The 17217-nt window shown below is 67.5% G+C and carries 21 protein-coding genes; 11 read left to right on the plus strand and 10 right to left on the minus strand.

The genetic code is table 11. The features are described 5' to 3' along the window. Positions 1-4 precede the first annotated feature (4 nt). From LGY53_RS35150 to purN, 11 genes are all read left to right on the plus strand, one after another. A complete protein-coding gene (locus tag LGY53_RS35150; RefSeq protein WP_225731009.1) occupies positions 5-208 on the plus strand; it encodes a hypothetical protein in 204 nt (67 codons plus the stop codon). A gap of 138 nt (positions 209-346) precedes the next feature. Beyond that, the gene (locus tag LGY53_RS35155) at positions 347-2290 is read left to right on the plus strand and encodes an ATP-binding protein (RefSeq protein ID WP_225731010.1); all 1944 of its coding nucleotides are present in this window, start codon (positions 347-349) and stop codon (positions 2288-2290) included. Positions 2291-2346: 56 nt separating this feature from the next. Beyond that, positions 2347-3147, plus strand: a complete 801-nt coding sequence (locus LGY53_RS35160) for an SAM-dependent methyltransferase (protein ID WP_225731011.1) — start codon at positions 2347-2349, stop codon at positions 3145-3147. An 84-nt stretch (positions 3148-3231) separates the two neighbouring features. Next, positions 3232-3456 (plus strand): hypothetical protein, encoded by a 225-nt coding sequence (locus tag LGY53_RS35165; RefSeq protein WP_225731012.1) that lies wholly within the window; start codon positions 3232-3234, stop codon positions 3454-3456. A gap of 53 nt (positions 3457-3509) precedes the next feature. Then, positions 3510-3851: a hypothetical protein gene (locus LGY53_RS35170; protein WP_225731013.1), complete on the plus strand. Its 342-nt coding sequence runs from the start codon at positions 3510-3512 to the stop codon at positions 3849-3851. Next, entirely contained in the window at positions 3844-4287 is a 444-nt protein-coding gene (locus tag LGY53_RS35175; protein WP_225731014.1) for a GNAT family N-acetyltransferase, read from the plus strand. Before LGY53_RS35170 ends, LGY53_RS35175 begins: the two co-directional genes overlap by 8 nt. An 88-nt stretch (positions 4288-4375) precedes the next feature. Continuing rightward, the gene (locus LGY53_RS35180; protein ID WP_225731015.1) at positions 4376-5020 is read left to right on the plus strand and encodes a GNAT family N-acetyltransferase; all 645 of its coding nucleotides are present in this window, start codon (positions 4376-4378) and stop codon (positions 5018-5020) included. An 82-nt stretch (positions 5021-5102) separates the two neighbouring features. Further along, positions 5103-5279 (plus strand): hypothetical protein, encoded by a 177-nt coding sequence (locus LGY53_RS35185; protein ID WP_225731016.1) that lies wholly within the window; start codon positions 5103-5105, stop codon positions 5277-5279. Positions 5280-5311: 32 nt separating this feature from the next. Continuing rightward, positions 5312-5470, plus strand: a complete 159-nt coding sequence (locus LGY53_RS35190) for a hypothetical protein (RefSeq protein ID WP_225731017.1) — start codon at positions 5312-5314, stop codon at positions 5468-5470. A gap of 507 nt (positions 5471-5977) precedes the next feature. After that, the gene (locus tag LGY53_RS44285; RefSeq protein ID WP_225731018.1) at positions 5978-6916 is read left to right on the plus strand and encodes a PfkB family carbohydrate kinase; all 939 of its coding nucleotides are present in this window, start codon (positions 5978-5980) and stop codon (positions 6914-6916) included. A gap of 295 nt (positions 6917-7211) precedes the next feature. Further along, the gene (purN, locus tag LGY53_RS35200; RefSeq protein WP_225731019.1) at positions 7212-7841 is read left to right on the plus strand and encodes a phosphoribosylglycinamide formyltransferase; all 630 of its coding nucleotides are present in this window, start codon (positions 7212-7214) and stop codon (positions 7839-7841) included. Here the strand turns inward: purN and LGY53_RS35205 are convergent, their stop codons facing one another. The 10 genes from LGY53_RS35205 to folP are packed head-to-tail and all read right to left on the minus strand — an operon-like array spanning position 7842 to position 17149. Continuing rightward, positions 7842-8858, minus strand: coding sequence for a hypothetical protein (locus tag LGY53_RS35205; RefSeq protein WP_225731020.1), 1017 nt, complete (start codon positions 8856-8858; stop codon positions 7842-7844). It lies immediately after the preceding gene. Beyond that, positions 8855-9439 (minus strand): thioredoxin family protein, encoded by a 585-nt coding sequence (locus LGY53_RS35210; protein WP_225731021.1) that lies wholly within the window; start codon positions 9437-9439, stop codon positions 8855-8857. The genes LGY53_RS35205 and LGY53_RS35210 overlap by 4 nt, the downstream gene beginning before the upstream one ends. 6 nt (positions 9440-9445) lie before the next feature. After that, positions 9446-10294 carry a class II fructose-bisphosphate aldolase gene (locus LGY53_RS35215; protein WP_225731022.1) on the minus strand — a complete coding sequence of 283 codons (849 nt, stop codon included), beginning with the start codon at positions 10292-10294 and terminating at the stop codon, positions 9446-9448. Positions 10295-10306: 12 nt separating this feature from the next. After that, positions 10307-11488, minus strand: a complete 1182-nt coding sequence (locus tag LGY53_RS35220) for a hypothetical protein (RefSeq protein ID WP_225731023.1) — start codon at positions 11486-11488, stop codon at positions 10307-10309. Beyond that, positions 11485-12729, minus strand: a complete 1245-nt coding sequence (locus tag LGY53_RS35225) for a fructose-bisphosphatase class II (protein ID WP_225731024.1) — start codon at positions 12727-12729, stop codon at positions 11485-11487. The genes LGY53_RS35220 and LGY53_RS35225 overlap by 4 nt, the downstream gene beginning before the upstream one ends. Next, the gene (hisG, locus tag LGY53_RS35230; protein WP_225731025.1) at positions 12726-13382 is read right to left on the minus strand and encodes an ATP phosphoribosyltransferase; all 657 of its coding nucleotides are present in this window, start codon (positions 13380-13382) and stop codon (positions 12726-12728) included. The genes LGY53_RS35225 and hisG overlap by 4 nt, the downstream gene beginning before the upstream one ends. Then, on the minus strand, positions 13379-14476 hold the full coding sequence (locus LGY53_RS44290) for a MazG nucleotide pyrophosphohydrolase domain-containing protein (protein WP_225731026.1): 1098 nt from the start codon (positions 14474-14476) through the stop codon (positions 13379-13381). The genes hisG and LGY53_RS44290 overlap by 4 nt, the downstream gene beginning before the upstream one ends. Next, complete coding sequence (locus LGY53_RS35240) at positions 14473-15255, minus strand: hypothetical protein (protein WP_225731027.1); 783 nt, start codon at positions 15253-15255, stop codon at positions 14473-14475. Before LGY53_RS35240 ends, LGY53_RS44290 begins: the two co-directional genes overlap by 4 nt. A 12-nt stretch (positions 15256-15267) precedes the next feature. Further along, positions 15268-16299, minus strand: a complete 1032-nt coding sequence (locus LGY53_RS35245; RefSeq protein WP_225731028.1) for an NAD(P)-dependent oxidoreductase — start codon at positions 16297-16299, stop codon at positions 15268-15270. Then, entirely contained in the window at positions 16277-17149 is an 873-nt protein-coding gene (folP, locus tag LGY53_RS35250; RefSeq protein WP_225731029.1) for a dihydropteroate synthase, read from the minus strand. Before folP ends, LGY53_RS35245 begins: the two co-directional genes overlap by 23 nt. Between the last annotated feature and the right edge of the window lie 68 nt (positions 17150-17217).

Consider the following 17217-nt stretch of genomic DNA (forward strand, 5'->3'; position numbering starts at 1 on the left):
GCCCGTGATGGAGCGCCACCTTGCCGTCGAATTCGGAGTGACTGGAGTCCCGATCCAGCACTACCGAGCCGAGGAATGGGCCGCGATCCAGTACGCCGCCGAAGCGATTCGCCAGGGGCTCGTCGCCGAGGTCACGGTCGACATGCGATCGGCTGAGGAACTAAAGGAACTTCCACAACTTCCATACCAGCGGCTTTTCATGCAATGAAGCGGAGAGGACATGGAATATGAGAGCGACGACAGCGACAGTGGTTTCGGCGTGACTGGTCAACGGCCGGCGCCATCGATCGAGTCCGTCCGATTCGGCGCCGCCCCGGGGCCGGGGGCGGGGCGGGTCGATCTGGGTGTGGCACTGGATGCAGCCGACGCGGGCACCGGTCGCGTGTCGGTCGGGCTCGCCGCGCTCAACCGGCACGTGCTGGTCGCCGGAGCGACCGGATCAGGCAAATCGCAGACGGTACGGCACCTGCTGGAAGGCCTGCACGACCAGGGGATCCGGTGGCTGGTAATCGAACCGGCCAAGGCCGAATACGCACGAATGGCCGGACGATTGGGTGCGCCGGTGCGGGTGATACGCCCTGGAGATCCGGACGCTGTGGCATGGGGCCTCAACCCGCTGCGGCCTGAGCCGGGGTTTTCCCTGGCGAACCACATCGACCTGGTCCGAGAGCTGTTCCTCGCCGCGTTCGACGCGGTGGATCCGTTCCCGCAGGTGCTCTCGCACGCGCTGAATCGCTGCTACACCGACCTCGGATGGGACATCGTCCTCAACGAATCCCGCATCCCCGGCATGACCCCGCGGTATCCGACGCTGCCGGATCTGCAAACCGCGGCCGCGGCCGCGGTCCCCGAGATCGGCTACGGGAACGAGATCGCCGCCAATGTCACCGGATTCATGGGCGTGCGCGTCGGGTCGTTATCGCGAGCCGGTACCACCGGTGCCTTCTTCGGAGGCCGATACGAACTCGATCTCGGCGAGCTGATGAATCAGAACGTGGTGCTGGATCTCGCCGCGGTAGGCAACACGGCCGACCGAGCTTTCCTCATCGGCGTCGTGCTCATCCGGCTCACCGAATACCTGCGAATGCAGCGACGCACGCATGAGCCTGAGCGGCTGCGGCATGTGCTGGTCATCGAGGAGGCTCATCGGCTGCTCAAACGTGCGCCGCTGGGAACGCCGGCGGCGCATGCGGTCGACCAATTCGCCGTACTGCTGGCCGAGATCCGCGCCTACGGCGAGGGCATCATCGTCGCCGAGCAGATCCCCAGCAAGTTGACCTCGGACGTGATCGCCAATACCGCGGTCAAGATCGTCCATCGACTCCCCGCCGCCGAGGACCGTGATCTCGTCGGCGCGGCGATGAATCTGGATCCCGAGCACGCCCGCCATGTCGTGTCCCTGCCGCCTGGCATCGCCATCGTCGCAACCGACGGCATGGACCGGCCCGTCCGCGTCGCCGTCCCGCTGGGCTCCGACCGCGAATATGCTCCCACGCCTATCGATCCCGGTGGCGAGGGACCACTCACCCTGCGCGAGGTGCACCGGGCCCGCCGCATCGCCGAGGACCCCCGGATCGCGGTATGGCTGGAACTGCTCGTTTTGGCTCACCTCACCGGCCGCACTGTGTACCGCCCGAGGGCGTGGTGGCGCGAGCAGTTGCTGGCCGCGCATTCACTTCGCCTGCTGTACGCCGCGGCGGCCGACTACATCGAAACCGCGGTCACAGTTCGCTATCGCGGGCTGGCCGAGCATTACCCGCCCGAGACCCTCACCGGCCACCTCATCAGCGCGACGGCAGCAGACCTGAGCGGCAACCCGCCCGCTTGCACACCATCCGAACCACATTGGCAGGCAGGGCAGTTCCGGTGGGTCGACGTTGAAGCGGCGCTCGCGGCCAGCGATCTGGACCGGCCACATCCCGAGACCGAGGCATGGCGCAAGCGCGGCCTACACCTGCCCGGCTCGACGGTTGGTGAGCAGCTGACCGCACTCCGCACACATCCCGACAGTCGGATGCTGGCACCGGAAATCGTCGCCGGCCCTGGCAAACCCCCGAAGATCACCCTGCTCATCACCCGGCTCAGTGCAGCGCCTGCACCTGAGCAGCGCCTCACACAGGCCACTGACCACCTGTCGCCAGCCAGTCGCTGGCCGCTGTACTTCCTCGCCGACAGACCTGCGGCGCAGCCGGATCCACCCACCCCTGCACCAGTCGAGCAGGACGACGTCCGCAACCACAGCCCGGCCGCAGCGATCAGCGATAGTTCACCGAGCGGGACGACGTTGTGATGGATTCAGGCGAACTGCAGCCCGGCGAGCCAACATCCTCCGCACGCCGCGGATCTGTGAGCCTGCAATTCCGGCCGGACCGCGCGCACTCCGGCCGCATCCACGATTTCCTTCTCGACGGCAAGGACCACTACCTGATCGACCGCATAGCGGGCCGCGCACTCGAGCAGGAGACCGGCGAATTCCGGCTGGTCGTGCGGACAGCACGCCAATTCCTGATCCGCGCGGTCGGCTGCCTGGCCGCCGAGTACGGCGTGCGCCAATTCGTCGAGCTCGGCAGCGGCTACCCATGCAGCCCCAACGTGCACGACGCCGCCCAAGCCGTCGACCCGGACATCCGAACACTCTACGTCGACAACGATCCCGTGGTCGCCGCGCACGGCCGAGCCCTGCTGGCGAACTCGCGCACCCACATCGTCCACGCCGATCTCACCCACACCGACACCATTGTGGATGCGATCGCCGAGTTCATGAATCCTGGTCAGCCACAAGCGATCTGTCTGGGATTCGTGTGTGAGTTCCTCGCCGAACCCGCTGCGGTGACGAAGGCACTGACCTCCTCGTTGCCTGCCGGGTCCTACCTCGTGCTCTCCCATATCACTGCTGATCCCGGCTCCGATATCGCCAAGCGCGCAGCCGTGGTGTATGGCGAATTCGGCATCGAATTCCGCCCACGCACCCGCGGGGAGGTCGGCGATCTGTTGGCTGGAACCGATCTTCTCGAGCCCGGGCTTGTCCCACCGCACCGGTGGCGTCCCGGCAGCGAGCCCGACCAGTGCCGCGCCCAGCGACCCGAGTGGGCACCGGAACGCGCGGACAAGACTTTCTGCTACGCCGCAGTCGGAAGGATCGGCTGACACCACCAGCACCCTCAATCACTAGCTGGCTCCGAAACACTGTGCACACCAATAACTCTCATCGACACCCGAAACGGTAGAAAAATGAACCGGACTACACATCACGCGCTGCGGCCACCGGTAGCAGCAGGTATCGCCGTCGGAATCGGGTGCGTGGCATGGCTGCTGGTTAATCGAACACCGCAACGCCTCGTGCCGACCATGCAGTCCATTGTCGAGGCCGCCGGTGGTATCCGGTGCGCCTTGGCGGTTTTCGTCGAGTACTTCACCGGCTTGGACTGCGGTGTCAGAGAGTGGGTCAGCCACTGATGCCGCAGTCCTCTCCCATACAGCCGGCGCCCCGGCCGCGACACCTCACGGTCGTGGCCGATCCGCCGATCGCCCCGCCCGCGCTGACGGTCGCCGAGCGCAGTCAGCGGCTCACCGATCGGATCGACTGGCTGGCCGAGCACGCTACCTGCCGGGTGCAGGTCCGCGGTGAACTCAGCGCAGTGGTCGTCCTGTCGGGACCGCCGCCCGACCATGTGCTGCACGCGACGCTGACCGTCGTCACCGCGGGAGTCTGGGCGCTGATCTGGCTGGCCGTCGTCCACCAGCGACAGCCCACGCGGTTCCGGCTCGCCGTAGACGAGGCCGGCATCGTCCGAGGGGAACGCTTGGCCGACTCGACCGCTGCCAAGAATGTGTCATCGGCCGATGAATAGCACCGAGGTGGTGGCGCGGATGGCCACGGTCGAGGAATACCGGTTTCTGCGCCGGTCGGTCGGGTGGCACTCGCCGCCGGACGACGCCCGCACCGCAGCGGCCCTGGCAGCCAGCCTCTACGGCGTTGTGGCACAAGACTGTTCACAACCCAGCCCAGCGATCGGTATGGGCCGCATCATCGGTGATGGGCTCTACGGGGTCGTCGTCGATGTCATAGTGCTGCCGGAATGGCAGGGCTGTGCCGTGGGCACCGCCCTCGTCGAGAACCTGATCACATGGGCTGTAGCCCAAGCGATCCCGAATCTGGGGCTGGTCGCCGACGACTTGATCGCCGATTTCTACCGGAGGCGCTGGCCCCTGGAGTTGAGCGGCCAGTACCTGCGCCTGGCGCCGGCCGGTCGACCTGGTGCCGGTCCGCGGAACAAGACAACGTAGGGACGTGCCATTTCTGCTGGTCGGAACGTTACGGTGGAGCCGCGTCCCTCATCGCCGTCAGAGCTCAAGCGGGATCGGAGGTCCAACGATGCCGGATAGCGGGCACCAGTCGGTGAGTTGGAGCATCCGCCGTGTGCGCCGGGGTGACGGGCAGCAGCTGCGCGCGCTTCGGCTGGAGGCATTGCGGTCGGCGCCGACTGCTTTCCTGGAGAGCTATGCCGCCGCTGAAAGGCTGGACTCAGCGGGCTGGGAAGCCCGCATCGAGCGGAGTCGGCGGGCAGGGCGGCAGACCCTCATCGTCGGTGAACACGGCGGTTCATGGTGCGGCATGCTCGGCGCCTTCGTTGGCGCAGAACGCGATTGCGATGATTTCGATCTGCCGGATCCGCCAGTGCTGGCCACCCAGACCTGGGCGATGCTGTGGGGCATGTTCGTCCAGCCAGCAGCACGGGGCAGCGGCCTGGCGGACCGATTGCTCGCCGCTGTGTACGCCTGGGCTGCGCAGGAGGCCGGAGTCGACTGGCTGGGGCTGGATGTTCTCACGACCAACGCACCAGCGATAAACCTCTACTGCCGCAACGATTTCCAGTTCACGACGGCCACGCGGCCGTATCCGAGTGACCAAGGGGACTCGCTGGTCGTGATGGTCCGCCCGATCGAATCCGAGGGACGTGTCGTTCCCGCTGATCACGGGTCACTACGACCGGACTGGACCGGACCGAACCGGGTCTGACGGCCACGCACGGGCGGGACCGCTGAGGTCGACGGCTAAGGTCTCGACTATCGGGATCAACGGATCGGCGAAATGGGGTGGGGTGAGCGATCCGCGGGACCCGAACGCGACGGCGAAGCTAATTGCCGATATCGCCGCTGCGGGGTACACGGTTGAGGAGTTCATCCGGCGGCTGCACAACGCGATTGCCGATGACACCGTCGAGTTACCGCGCTTGTCCGGTTCGTGGGTGATTCCTCCACCCGGGCAAAGCCTTTGAGATCGGAGGTAAGTGTGTCGCGTGATGCTGACATGTCGGAAGGCGAGTTCGAGCCCGAGCTGTTCGGCGCGATGAACGACCACGAGGAGCAGTACGGCGACTGGTGGAACGCACACCGACCACCCGAGGGATATCTCGATGAGCAGGACAGCTGGACCGAGCACATCGACCCATTCGGCGGCACCCTCTGACACACTCGATCCGCTGCTGAGCTGCGGGAATGACATATCCCCCACGCAAATTTGGAGGAGCCGGGCTGATCGACGAGGAGGCGTTCGTCGGGCCTCGTCGGCAATCTTCATGCAGTACCAGTCGGCGGTCCGGGTGATTTCGAATCGCTCAGCGTAGATGGACGATACGGCGCCGAGTCTGCGTCCCAATTTTCTCCAGCTCTCCGAATCGAGCTGAGCTTCATTGGCCTGCAATATATTTCATCATCTTGTTTCTCGCCGCGCGAGACATCGGTTGAGTGAGAGGCGATGTCGCCGAAAATCGTTACGCCGCAGCCGATATGGTGCGTAGATAGTGGGTACGAGGGCGCAGCTCTAGCGTGGGGTCTGCGACTTGGGTAATCCGGACTGGCCTTAGGCGGGGCGATGGAGCATGTGGTTTGGGGGTTGGGCAGGCTTGTCCATGATGCCTTCTACCTACCGAGGGCCGGTCAACTGGTGTATCAGGGTTCGCGCGGTGGTGGAAGTGTGTGGAACGCACTGGTCAACTTGGCATGGGGAGGCATTTCGGTGGCGGGTGTCGGGGTCGGGGGTGACGATGTCCGTGCTGGTGTGGCGTTTCGGGACGCAGGTGGTCTGGGGGTGGATATGAGTCGGGTGGCCCGGATTCGTGGCCTGCCGACGATCACGATGCATCACTTCCCGATTCCCACCGAAGGCAGTTCGCTTGGTCGTTATTGCACTCGCTCGAGGTGCCCGTGCTGCGGTGGACTGCCGAGGTCGACGGTGCTGGATGCGTGCGCGGACATTGTCGCGGGTCCATCGCGGTTCGCGTTTCCGCGGCCGGCGCTGTTCCTCGCTGACAAGCTCACCATCCGGACGGCGGCGTGGGCAGGCGAACTCGGCGCGGCGGGGTGGACAACCATTGTGGACATCGGTTATCCGGGATATCTGAACTTCCGTAGTCCGCAGACGCTGCTGGGGCAGTTGAGTCCGTTCGGCGTGATCGTCATGCAGGCGACGGTGGCCCGGTTTCTGGCACGTCGGTTGTGTTGTGACGCAGAGACTTTGGCCGCGACGTTGGATGCGATCATCATTGTCTCCGACGGCCGTCATGGTCTGTTCGGTATCGACGGCCGTGGCCGAGGTACCCGCCGGTTCGACGTCGTCGCGCCGGAGTGTGAGGTCATCGATTCGGTGGGCGCCGGGGATGCGTTCGTAGCGGGGTTGCTCGGCGCGATGCTCGGATCCGGGCATACGGCGGGGCAGGTCGAGGGCTCCACGGAACAGATCCGGCAGTGGTGTGTCGCTGCGGTGTCGGCTACGCGCCCAGTCCTCGCCGTGGTCGGCCCACGAGGTCATCTGCCCGGTGCCCTCGTTGTCCCTGAGCAGCACAACGAGTGGGATGGTCGGGAGTGCTGCGTGGTCTGCGGGGCCCGTGCACGACCAGCACCGCCGACGCGGTGAGCGGTGCAGGTGGGCCGTCGGACGGTGGAGGGCGTGTGACAGACGTAGTCAACTTCAGTCCGCGCCCGCCTAACCGCTGAGCGGCTCAGCCGCGCATCGCTTGCAGCACAACATCTTCCGCTCGCAGCAGCGCGACGCCGTCGACCAACTCCAGCCGCGCTGAACCCGCCGGTTCGCCAGCCCGCTTCGTCACGACATCTCCTGTCAAAGTGTGCGTGAATCACCGCAAGAGATGACCTGGCTCGCGGGGAGGTTGCGGGGCTCGGCGGCAATCGGGTGTGGGAAACTACCGGCCATGCCCAAGCTCCGCGTCGGTGTCCTCGTCTCGCACAACGGCTCTAACCTGCGTGCGCTGCACCGGGCTTCGCTCGAACCCGATGCGAACTTCGAAATAGCTGCCGTGATCTCGAACAATGGTGGATCGCAAGGCTTGGCGTATGCGCGGGAGAACCAGATTCCGACCCGGCATCTGTCGGGCAAGACCCATCCCGATCCCGACCAACTCGACGACGCTATCCGTGCAATGTTCGTCGAGCATTCGGTCGAGTTGGTCGTCACGGCCGGCTATATGAAGAAGCTCGGCCCGCGGACGCTCAAAGAATTCAGCCCCGGGATCATCAACATTCACCCAGCGCTTTTGCCGCGCTTCGGCGGCGTCGGTTTCTTCGGAAACCGTGTCCACCAGGCAGTTCTCGAAGCCGAAGCCCAGGTTAGCGGTCCCACGATCCACCTCGTCGACGCCGAATATGACACCGGCGAGGTCATCGCTCAGCTCGAAGTCCCGGTCCTCGACGACGACACCGTCGACACGCTCGCTGCGCGCGTGCTGTCCGCCGAGCACATACTCCTGCCCGCGGTCGTGCGACAGATCGCGGCGGGACAACGCCCCCATCTGTTCGATTCCGGCACCGCTGTCGAGGATTAGTCAGCCGAATCGTTCGGCGGCGAATTCGAGGAAATCGACGCAGTTGCCGATACAGGCCAGGTCGATGGTGCGGTGCGCGGGGGTGTTGCCCCAGCCGCCGAAGCTAAGGAAGAACGCGCTGTGCTCGTGGCCGCAGGTTGGGTTGGTGACCATGCCCCAGTCGTCGCCGCGGGAGTGGTAGGCGCCGCTGATGCGCACGTCGATCCCGGCGTCGACGGCTTCGGGGATGATCATGTCCCGCAGGATCGCGAAGGTGTGTGGGGCGACGCTGTATCCGGCGCCGTCTCCGGAATGCGGGACCACCAGCGCACCCGGCAACGGGCCCGTGACACCGTCGCGGCGTAGCCCGTCCTGGAAGATGCCGTCGAGGAACACGATCGTGGCCTCGGCGGCGAGGGTGTGCAGGACATGCGGGAACGTTCGAGAGAAGTATCCGGTGGGGCGGTTCTGCTCACCGTCGGACAACACCACCGCGGTCGGGATCCCGAGTTCGAGTAGCCGCCTCGCACCGTGCAGCGCGATCAGCGCGCCGACGCGGTCGTCGATGGCTTTGGCGGTCACCAGGTTCGCCTCGACGGTGGTGGGATGCCGATACACCGCCCGGTCGCCCAGGCGGATGTCGGTCGTGGTGTGTGTGATGAATTGTTGTCCGGCACTGCGGATTTCGGCGTCGCCGAGGTTGCGGTACTCGCCATCGCGGACGCCGACGAACCGGATGTCGGCGCGGTCGAGCCCGCCCGGGAACCGGTGACACGGCGCCAGTGTCACCGTCGAGTCGCCGACGACGGTGACGCTGAAGGAGGCTTCGTCCAGGTGCGCCGACAACAGGTATCGGGCCATGCTCGGATCTCCGATGACGATATTGCCCGCGACGATCCGGGGGTACCCGATGCCGAGGCGCTCGCAGATGTCGGTGATGGTGCCGGTCAAGATCCCGGGGGCGAATCGGTGGGGCACGTCGTGGTCGAGCAGGCGGCACAGATCGTGGGTGATCTGCTGGTCGGCAACGGCTTTCACCGCGCCTCCCACTGCTCGGAGGGCCGCTGCTCGCGCCATTTGATGCTGCATCCCAGTGACGGTGTCTGGATGGCGGGTGCTGATTCACCGGTGAGCATCGCGGCGACAGCGCCGCGCAGGTCCTCGCCGGTGACCGGCAGCCAGTTCCCTGGGCGGCTCGAGTCCAACTGGCCGCGGTAGTACAGGCTGTCGTGGCGGTCGAACAGGAAGAAGTCGGGGGTGCAGACGGCGCGGAACGAGCGGGTGGTGTCCTGGTCGGTGTCGATGAGGTAGGGGAACCGGTAGCCGTATTCGTCGGCGGCCGCGCGCATGCCGTCCGGGCCGTCTTCGGGGTTTTCGGCCGGATCGTTGGGGTTGATCGCGATGGTGGCGATGCCGCTGTGGCGCAGATCCTCGGTGATCTCGGCGAGGGCGGGGGCGATGTGTTTCACATAGGGGCAGTGCGTGCACAAGAACGCCACCAGGGTGCCGTTCGCGCCGGTGAGCTCAGCGTTGGCGTGGAGGCGGCCGTCGACGTCGGGCAGTTGGAACCGTGGCATCGTCGCACCGATCACCGCAGGCCCGGATTCGGTTTTCGCCATGACGGTTCACCACTTCCGCAGGGTGTAGTCGGCGAGCAGCGCGGCGTAGAGGGCGCCGAGGGCTTCGTCGGTGGCTTTGGTCAGGAAGCGCGGTTTGCCCGCGTGCGGCCCGCTGCTGGTGAGAGCTGCGCGGGCGGTATTGACGTAGGTTTTGCGCAGCGCGGTTTCGATGTTGATCTTGCGGAGTCCGGCGTCGATTCCGGCCCGCAGCTCGGCCGCCTGCACGCCGGAGGAGCCGTGGAGCACGATCGGCAGCCCGGTGGTGGTGGCGACGGCGCCGATGAGCGCGATGTCGATTTCGCGGCTGCGTTCGGCCATGCCGTGGACCGAGCCACAGTCGAATCCGACGATGTCGGGCGAGCATGCCTGCGCGAACCGGGCCACCGCCTCGGCGGTGATCTCGACGGTGGGGGTGTTGGGGTCGTCAATGTGGGCGAGCCGGCCGAGGACGAACTCCAGCGACACCCGTTCACCGAGCTCGGCGTGTAGCGTTCGGGCGGCCGCGAGGTAGTCCTCGTCGCTGAGCGCGCCCTCGTTGAGCAGGTTCGCGGAGCTGAATCCGGCGGCGACGGCGGCGCGCAGTTCGTCGGGGTCTTCGCAGTGATCCAGGTGCAGCGCGTAGGCCACGCCGGGGTACCAGTCGGCGACGGTCTGCACGAGCTGGACGGTCTGGGAGTAGCCGAGGTAGCGGGCGGCGGGCACGGAATAGGCGAGCACGACCGGGCACCCGGCATCGGCGGCGGCCCGCAACGCCGGGTGCAGGGTGTCGAAGGTTTCGACATTGAACGCGCACAACGCCTGCGTGGGAGCGAGGTCGGCGAGCAGGACGGTGGCAGGGTGAGGTGTGTTGGCCATAGTTGTTGTCTCCTAATCGTTTTCGGTGAGAAGGTGAACGCCGAGCTTGTTCGCGGTCGCGATTTGCATGCGGCCGTCGCCGAGCCGGCGGGCGGCGAAGTGCAGACCGACCCCGCTGTGGTCGTCGATCAGTTCGACGCGCGGTGGGACGGCCGGGTCGCTGTGGACGCCGACCCGGAACAACACCGGTGTCCCGCGCGGGTCCGGGTCATGGTCGGGGCCGTGGGCCTGCCAGCGTTTGCCGGTGATCACCCACGCGTCGACCGGTTCGCCGCCGGTGGCCCCCAGCACGGCCAGGGCGTGCAGTTGCGAGGTGGCCGACTCCAGGGCGGCGCGCTGGTAGACCCGTCGTGCAGGGGTCACTTCCACCAGGTCCCAACGCCACAGCCCGTATCCGTGTGGGCTGGCGGCGAACAGGGTCGCCGGGTGATCTGGGTAGAGGCGGTGCGGGTGGATCAGGCATACGTCGCCTAAACCCTCACCGGCCCGGCCGAATTCGTCGATCGACAGCAGAGCGCTCCATCGCCAGGGGCGGCGGATATCGCCGTCGCAACGGTAGGTTCCGGTCGGGGTGAGGATGTGGGGCTGATTATCGGTGTCGAGGACGCCGACACCGAGGCCGTGCCAGTTGCCACCCCGGTCCCCGACCGGATGCTCGAGCCACGGGGCGCGCGGGTCCGGGGCGGGCTCGTACCAGGCGACCCGGGGCCGATCGGGTACCGTCACCAGCCCGGCGGTTCCCTCGGTGTCGAGGTCGGCGTATACGGCCGATTCGTAGATCCCGCCGTGGACGACGTCGTGGGGTTCCCACTGCGCGGGGTCCGGACGCGGGTCGTACCGGCGGATCGGGTCCTGGTGCATCCCGATCGACAGCAACGCGTCGGCGCGGCCGCGGTCGGAGGAGCGTAGGGGCCAGTCGTAGGTGGCGGCCCGGTATTGGGGTGGGCCGCCGCTGCTTTCGCGCAGGTGCGGGTGTGGGTCCGGGCGGTCGCCGCCGCCCCAGCGCGGCAGCCACGTCCGGGCGATTGTGCGGAATCGTGTTGGCGTGCACGGGGATCGGTCGATGGGCCACCAGCGGTCTCCGGCGACGAGTTCGTCGATGCCGTCGCCGTTCATGTCGGCGACGCAACAGGATTCGGCGAGGAAATCGGTGGTGAGGGTGGTGTGCTGCCAGCGGGAGCGGGTATCGATCACGGGTGTCGGTCCTCAGGTGTGGTGTCGGGGCGGGGGATTGTGCCTTCGGCGCAGGCGGTGAGGTTCTCGGCACCGGGGACGGTCGACCAGTGCAGGCTGCGGTACCACGCCCGCACCACCGGTGGCAGTGTCGTGAGGTCGGTGATCGTGACCGGAATGCGTTCGCGGGCAACGCCACCGGCGGTGATCGTGAGGGTGTCGACGTCGAGGCATCCGTCTTCGCCGCGCCATACCGGGTTGTCCAGGACATCGGGTGAGGTCGCCAGGATCGGGTCATATGGTGAGCTCAGCGCCGCGATCGCGATCACCGCGTCGCGGCCGACCCCGAACCGGTCCGGGGTCAATGTGGTGGTGAGGTCGTCGAGGGGGATCCCGGCGGCGGCGAAGCGGCCCAGCTCGGTGGTGGTGAACAGTCCGCGCAGCCGTGACGGGTCGTACCAGGCGCGGGCGCGCAGGTAGTCCTCGAGGTAGCTGCGTGGCCCGCCGGGGTGGGTGCGGATGCGGTCCCGGGAGACGACCAGCCCGGCCCAGCTGCGGTGCAGAGCGGATTGGATCTGCGCTTCGAGAAGCCCGACACGACCGAACTCCAGATCGGCTTCCAGCGGCAGGGTGATGCTGGTGTCGCCGACTGCGAGCCAGCCCGGCCCGGCGATCGTGGGCCGGAACCCGCTGCGGCTGCCCAGCCGAATCGGTCCGAGGGCCGATCCCGCGAGCGTGGTCAGCAGTGCCCGGTTGTCGTCGCGGTTGAGCAGCCCTGTCGTCGATTCGGTGGTGTGGAGGTGGTCGGTGATCAGGTCGAACCCGAACGGTTCGGCGTCGAACACCCTCGTGAGATCGGCGGTGCTGCTACCGAGCCCGAACACCGATTGAGCGTCATCGAGGACCATCGGCGACGCGGCTGCCGTGGTGAAGGCGACGACGGCGACGGCGCGGGGTCCGCCACGTACGGCGTTGAGGGTGCCGTCGAGAGGATCGCAATACAGATCCGCAACGGCAGGCTGCGGGCTCGCTGGCAACCTCACCACGGGTGCGCTGTCGCGGGCACCTTCGCATCCAGACACCCGAATCGGGCCCAGACCGCGCTGGTGCGCGGTAGTCAGCACGCCGGTGATCGCCTCGGCCGCCGCAGAGTCGGCCAGGGTTTTCACCGCGGGCCCGAGGCCGACGAACGGATAGGCGGCGGCGACCGCGGCCGCCGCGGCGTTCGCCGCGAGAACCGAGTAGGAGGCGTCCAGGGTCATCGTTGCCCTGCTGTCTGCGGCTGCTGACCGTAGCGGCAGTCGCGGTCCACAACGGTGGCATGCAGGGCCGAGATCACTTCTCGGACTGTGGGATTGGTGAGGTCGGTGTGCGGGCTGGCGACCAGGCGGACATCGCCGCGCCACAGCTCGCGCACGACGCGCAGGCCGTTGCTGGCCGCGGTCACGCCGGTCTCGACGCAATCGATCGCCAGATCGGTAATCCTGCCGGGATAGGCCTCCACCGCGCCGGCGACGGGCCGGATCCGCGCGCGTGGCCCCAGCAGCCGGGCCGCCAGTCGCGGATAGGGTGTCGCGATCGTCCGACGCCACGAATCGGCGCCGCCCCTGGTGGCGGTGTCGGGTTCGGGGGCCAGAACACAGATCCGAATGTGGTACCAGCACAACGGAATCAGGCTCACGTACCGGCCGCTGTGCTCGGCGAGCCATTCGTCGCTGGCCACCGCCAGGTCGACCAGGCCCTCGTCGACGACGACCGGGATGTCGGGCACCTTGAGGACCAGCACCTGCATATCAGCGGCCGGGCTGGCGAAGACGTAGCGGCGTCCGCCCGCGACGTCGGTGATCCCCAGCTGGTGCAGTAGTTGCAGGCTGTGCGGCCACAAGCGGCCACCGGGCACCGCGAGCCGGATCATGAGCGCACTGCCCGGAACGGCTGCGACTGGTACGGGTGCAGCGCGCCGTGGACGCTGAGCTGGCGGCCCACCTCGTGGGCCAGGGTGCGTGCCGCGTGGTCGGCGAGGTCGAGCTCGCAGATGTTTGCCAGGCACAACGCCCAATTGAGGAGCTGGCCCAGTTCTTGGCCGATCCGGGCCGGGTTTTCGCGTCGGCGCACGGCCTGGGCCACTTCGCCCAGTTCCTCCAGGGTCCAGACCATCGCTGGGTCGGGTTCGAGCCGCCCGTAAACCTGCCCCGCGGTCGCTTGCAGGGCGCGTAACCCGTCCAGCGCGATCGGGGAGTAGGCCATCGGCAGCGCCTCGACCAGCGCGTCCAGGTCGCCGTGACGCGCCCAGTCGGCCAGTCCGGCGGTGTCGGTGCAGATCGCCGGTATCGCGGTCGCCAGCCCGAGCAGCTGCGTGTCGATGGCGGCGTCGAGGTCGGCGAGGATCTGCAGTGCACCCGGCCCGGCGCACAGCCGCGCCAGCCGCGCAGTGGGGACACCGAGGCGCGTCCGCAGTTGCGGGAGCGCCAGCTTCGGGGGCACGTGGGTTGCGACCTCGTCACCGCGTAACGCGATCGCCGCCACTGTCACCGGCTCGGGTTCCTCGCCCTTCCACAGGCGTGCCGGATCGACGATGTGAGCCGTCGGCCGGACGGAATTCGCATCGACGAGCACATCCGCGCCTGGACCCGATCGCAGCGTGGTGTCGGCGTGGTCGATCACGAGAAGGCCCGTGCCGGCCGCGGATTGCACGATGTGACACTTCAGATACAGCATCGCGGTGCACCGCGCGATCAGCGCGAGGAGGATCTCGGTGCCGTGTCCGCGCGCCTGCCGCCAGCTCGAGCCGGGCACGAACAGAGTGAAACCGTCGCCGGTCCGGTGCAACGCGACGCCAGCGTCGTGGACGCTGGTCGCCACGACGACCTCGGTGCTGACGCGAACACCGAGCACGGTGATCGCGGACAGATTCTGGACCTCGGCGATGTCCCCGGCGTCGGCGTCGGCATCGGGCACCCAGGTCAGGACGATGTGTCCGGGGTCGGTGATCCCGGTGTGGGTGTTCACGTCAGCACTCCCACCGGCAGTTGGGTGGCCGACCGCCAGGCCGTCCCGGCTGGGTGATCGGACAGATGGGCCAGCCGCTGCATGTGCTGGTGGTAGCGGTGCCGGTTTTTGGTGAGGTGATTGCGGATTCGGGTGCGTGCGGCGGAGGTCGGGTCGGTCAGTGCGGTGCTGGCGGTGGCGCGTTCGGCGAGCCGGCGGCCCCAGCAGTTCAACCGCAGCTGCCGGTCCGGTCCGAACTCGCCCGCGAACTTGATCGCGACGGGGAACCGATACAGCAACTCGGCTTCGCCCATCGCCAGCAACACCGGCTCGAGCGAGCCCGGCTCGGTCAGCATCGGCGCGGTCCAGCCCGCCACCGCCGCCGCGGCGGCGACCGCGGCCGCCGAGGACAGGTAGACGTTGCCGTCGAACAGTCCGGCCGCCCGGAACTCGCTGTCCCACAACGACAACAGCACCGACAGCGTGAGCGCGGGGCACGCGGCGAAGTCCCGGACACAGGCGTGGGCGAATTCCTCGACGACCGTGTCGAGGTAGGCCACGGCGGAGGTGTCACGCGCGCAGGTGATGACGACCGTCGCGTCGGGGTGGTTCCACCCCGGCGGCGACAGCCAGCCCACCCCACCGGTGTCCAGGCGCACAGAGGTGCGGCCGGCGGGAATCATCGTCCACGGCACCCGCAGATCGGGAGCGATGCGGCTGGCCGACATCGTGTGGCGCCGCAACGACCGCCCACCCGGCTCGACGTACCAATCCGATGTGTGCTGTGCTGGTTTGGTCAACAGTGTTGCCTTTCAACGGGATTCGCGACTGAACAGAGAGTCCTCGGCGTGGGCTGCGCACAGGACCATTCCGGCGCGGAAGCGGCGCGGGTACCAGCCCAGCTCGGCCCGGGCCTTCTCGTGGGGGATCACCGCGTGGCGCAACTCGACCTCGAGCCGCCGGCGCAGGACCGCGCGCCCGTCACGGGGTCGCAGCGCCGACCGCAGTCGCGTGCGCCGCACCGGCACCCGGTGCGGACGCCCGGTTCCTGCCAGCAGGTGATGCGCCCAGGCCCAGTCCCACCAGGTCAAACCCTCGTCGTGGACCAGGTTGTAGACCCCGCTCGCCACCGCCGACCCGGTGGCGGCGGTGGCGAGCGCGTCGAGGACATCGGATTCGAAGACGGGAAACACCCGTCCTCCGTCGGGGAATCGTCGCCGGTCGGCGAGCACGCCGATGCTGCCGAGGCTGGCCAGGCGCAGGTAGCGGTGGGTCCAGTACGGGGAGTTCGGGCCGTAGATCATCCCCGGCCGCACGATGATGTAGTCACCACGTCCGCGATCGCCGTACAGGCGCGTGATCGCTTGCTCGCCCGCGTATTTCGACTCCGAGTAGGCGTGACCGGTGCCGAGATGGGGTTGATCCTCGGTCAGTGTGCGTCCGGCGAAGTCCCCGTAGGCCTCGATACTGCTGACATAGACGAACCGGGCCTCCTCGATCAGCGCGGCCTGCCCCAACCAGCGGGTCGCCTCGGCATTGACCTGAAAAAACTCCGCGCGTGGGCCGCTGCCCAGGCGGGCGGCCGCGTGGATCACCACCTGCGCCCCCGCGACGGCGCGTGCGCAGAACGCCCGGTCGACCAGATCACCGCAGGCGACGTCGAACCCGGCGCGGGCGAACCGGTCGGCGTCCTCGCGGCGGCGCACGACGCAACGCACCGTGCGGGCACCGTCACGCTGGGCGACAGCGTGGGCGAGCAGCCCGCCCAGATATCCGCCCGCGCCGGTGATCACCGTCAATCCCATTGCCGTGCCGCCGGATTCACTCGCACGCCGCCGGGACACGGGACATGATGGCGTTCCACACGTCGAGCATCTGCGCGTAGGGTCTGACCTCGTGCACGCGCAGGTACCGGCACCCGGCCAGTACCGACCACAACGAGCCGACAATGCTGCCACCCAACCGTTCTGCCGGTGGCACTGGGCAGACCGCCTCCACGAACTGTTTGCGCGAGCATGCCGACATCTGTGCGACCCCCAGCTCGCTGAACTCGCTCAGCCGCGCCAGCAGTTCGTAATCGTGGAAGGGACGTTTGCCCGCACCCAATCCCACATCGATGACGATCTTGTCCCGCTCGATCCCGGCGGCGGTCAGGGTGTCGATCCGCTCGACGAAGAACTCCTTGATTTCGCCGACCACGTCATCGAAATGCGGCCGGTTCAATTTGCGGCCCTGGTGCCCGCCCGGGCCTTCGAGATGCATCAGGAACACCTGTGCCCGGTGCTCGGCGGCGATACCGATCATCGCCTCGTCGAAAGTCATCGCGGTGACGTCGTTGATCGCCCACGCGCCAACCCGCAGCGCCGCCTTCGCGATCGCGGGCCGGAACGTGTCGACGGTCAAAGCCACCTGCGGGAACTCGGCGGCGATGGCTTCGACGATCGGCAGCGTCCGGTCCATCTCTTCCTGTTCGCTCACCCGCCGGGCCGCCGAGCCGCCCGACAGGCCCCCGACCTCGACGTAATGGGCTCCCTGCTGGATATGCCGCCGCGCAGCGGCCACCGCCTGGTCTATGTCGCAGACCACCGACTCGGGCACATAGGAATCCGGCGAGGTGTTGATGACCCCGACGATCTTGATGTCGTGGACGAAGCGAACAGGCCAATTCGAGTAATAGCGGGACAAATCAGCCACGATCACACCTCTCGGAGACGAAAACTTCACCACGGCACAGGTTTTCGAGATCAGTTCCGCAGCCCGCG

This window comes from Nocardia sp. JCM 34519.1 (genome assembly GCF_020361265.1).
Classification (GTDB): domain Bacteria; phylum Actinomycetota; class Actinomycetes; order Mycobacteriales; family Mycobacteriaceae; genus Nocardia; species Nocardia arthritidis_A.

What these genes read in the sequence shown, in the direction of transcription:
- purN (WP_225731019.1), top strand. Translation starts at nt 7,212, where the DNA reads ATGCCCAAGCTCCGCGTCGGTGTCCTCGTCTCGCACAACGGCTCTAAC.
- LGY53_RS35180 (WP_225731015.1), top strand. Translation starts at nt 4,376, where the DNA reads ATGCCGGATAGCGGGCACCAGTCGGTGAGTTGGAGCATCCGCCGTGTG.
- LGY53_RS35210 (WP_225731021.1), bottom strand. Translation starts at nt 9,439, where the DNA reads ATGGCGAAAACCGAATCCGGGCCTGCGGTGATCGGTGCGACGATGCCA.
- hisG (WP_225731025.1), bottom strand. Translation starts at nt 13,382, where the DNA reads ATGATCCGGCTCGCGGTGCCCGGTGGCCGCTTGTGGCCGCACAGCCTG.
- LGY53_RS35175 (WP_225731014.1), top strand. Translation starts at nt 3,844, where the DNA reads ATGAATAGCACCGAGGTGGTGGCGCGGATGGCCACGGTCGAGGAATAC.
- LGY53_RS35190 (WP_225731017.1), top strand. Translation starts at nt 5,312, where the DNA reads ATGTCGGAAGGCGAGTTCGAGCCCGAGCTGTTCGGCGCGATGAACGAC.
- LGY53_RS35225 (WP_225731024.1), bottom strand. Translation starts at nt 12,729, where the DNA reads ATGACCCTGGACGCCTCCTACTCGGTTCTCGCGGCGAACGCCGCGGCG.
- LGY53_RS35165 (WP_225731012.1), top strand. Translation starts at nt 3,232, where the DNA reads ATGAACCGGACTACACATCACGCGCTGCGGCCACCGGTAGCAGCAGGT.
- LGY53_RS35215 (WP_225731022.1), bottom strand. Translation starts at nt 10,294, where the DNA reads ATGGCCAACACACCTCACCCTGCCACCGTCCTGCTCGCCGACCTCGCT.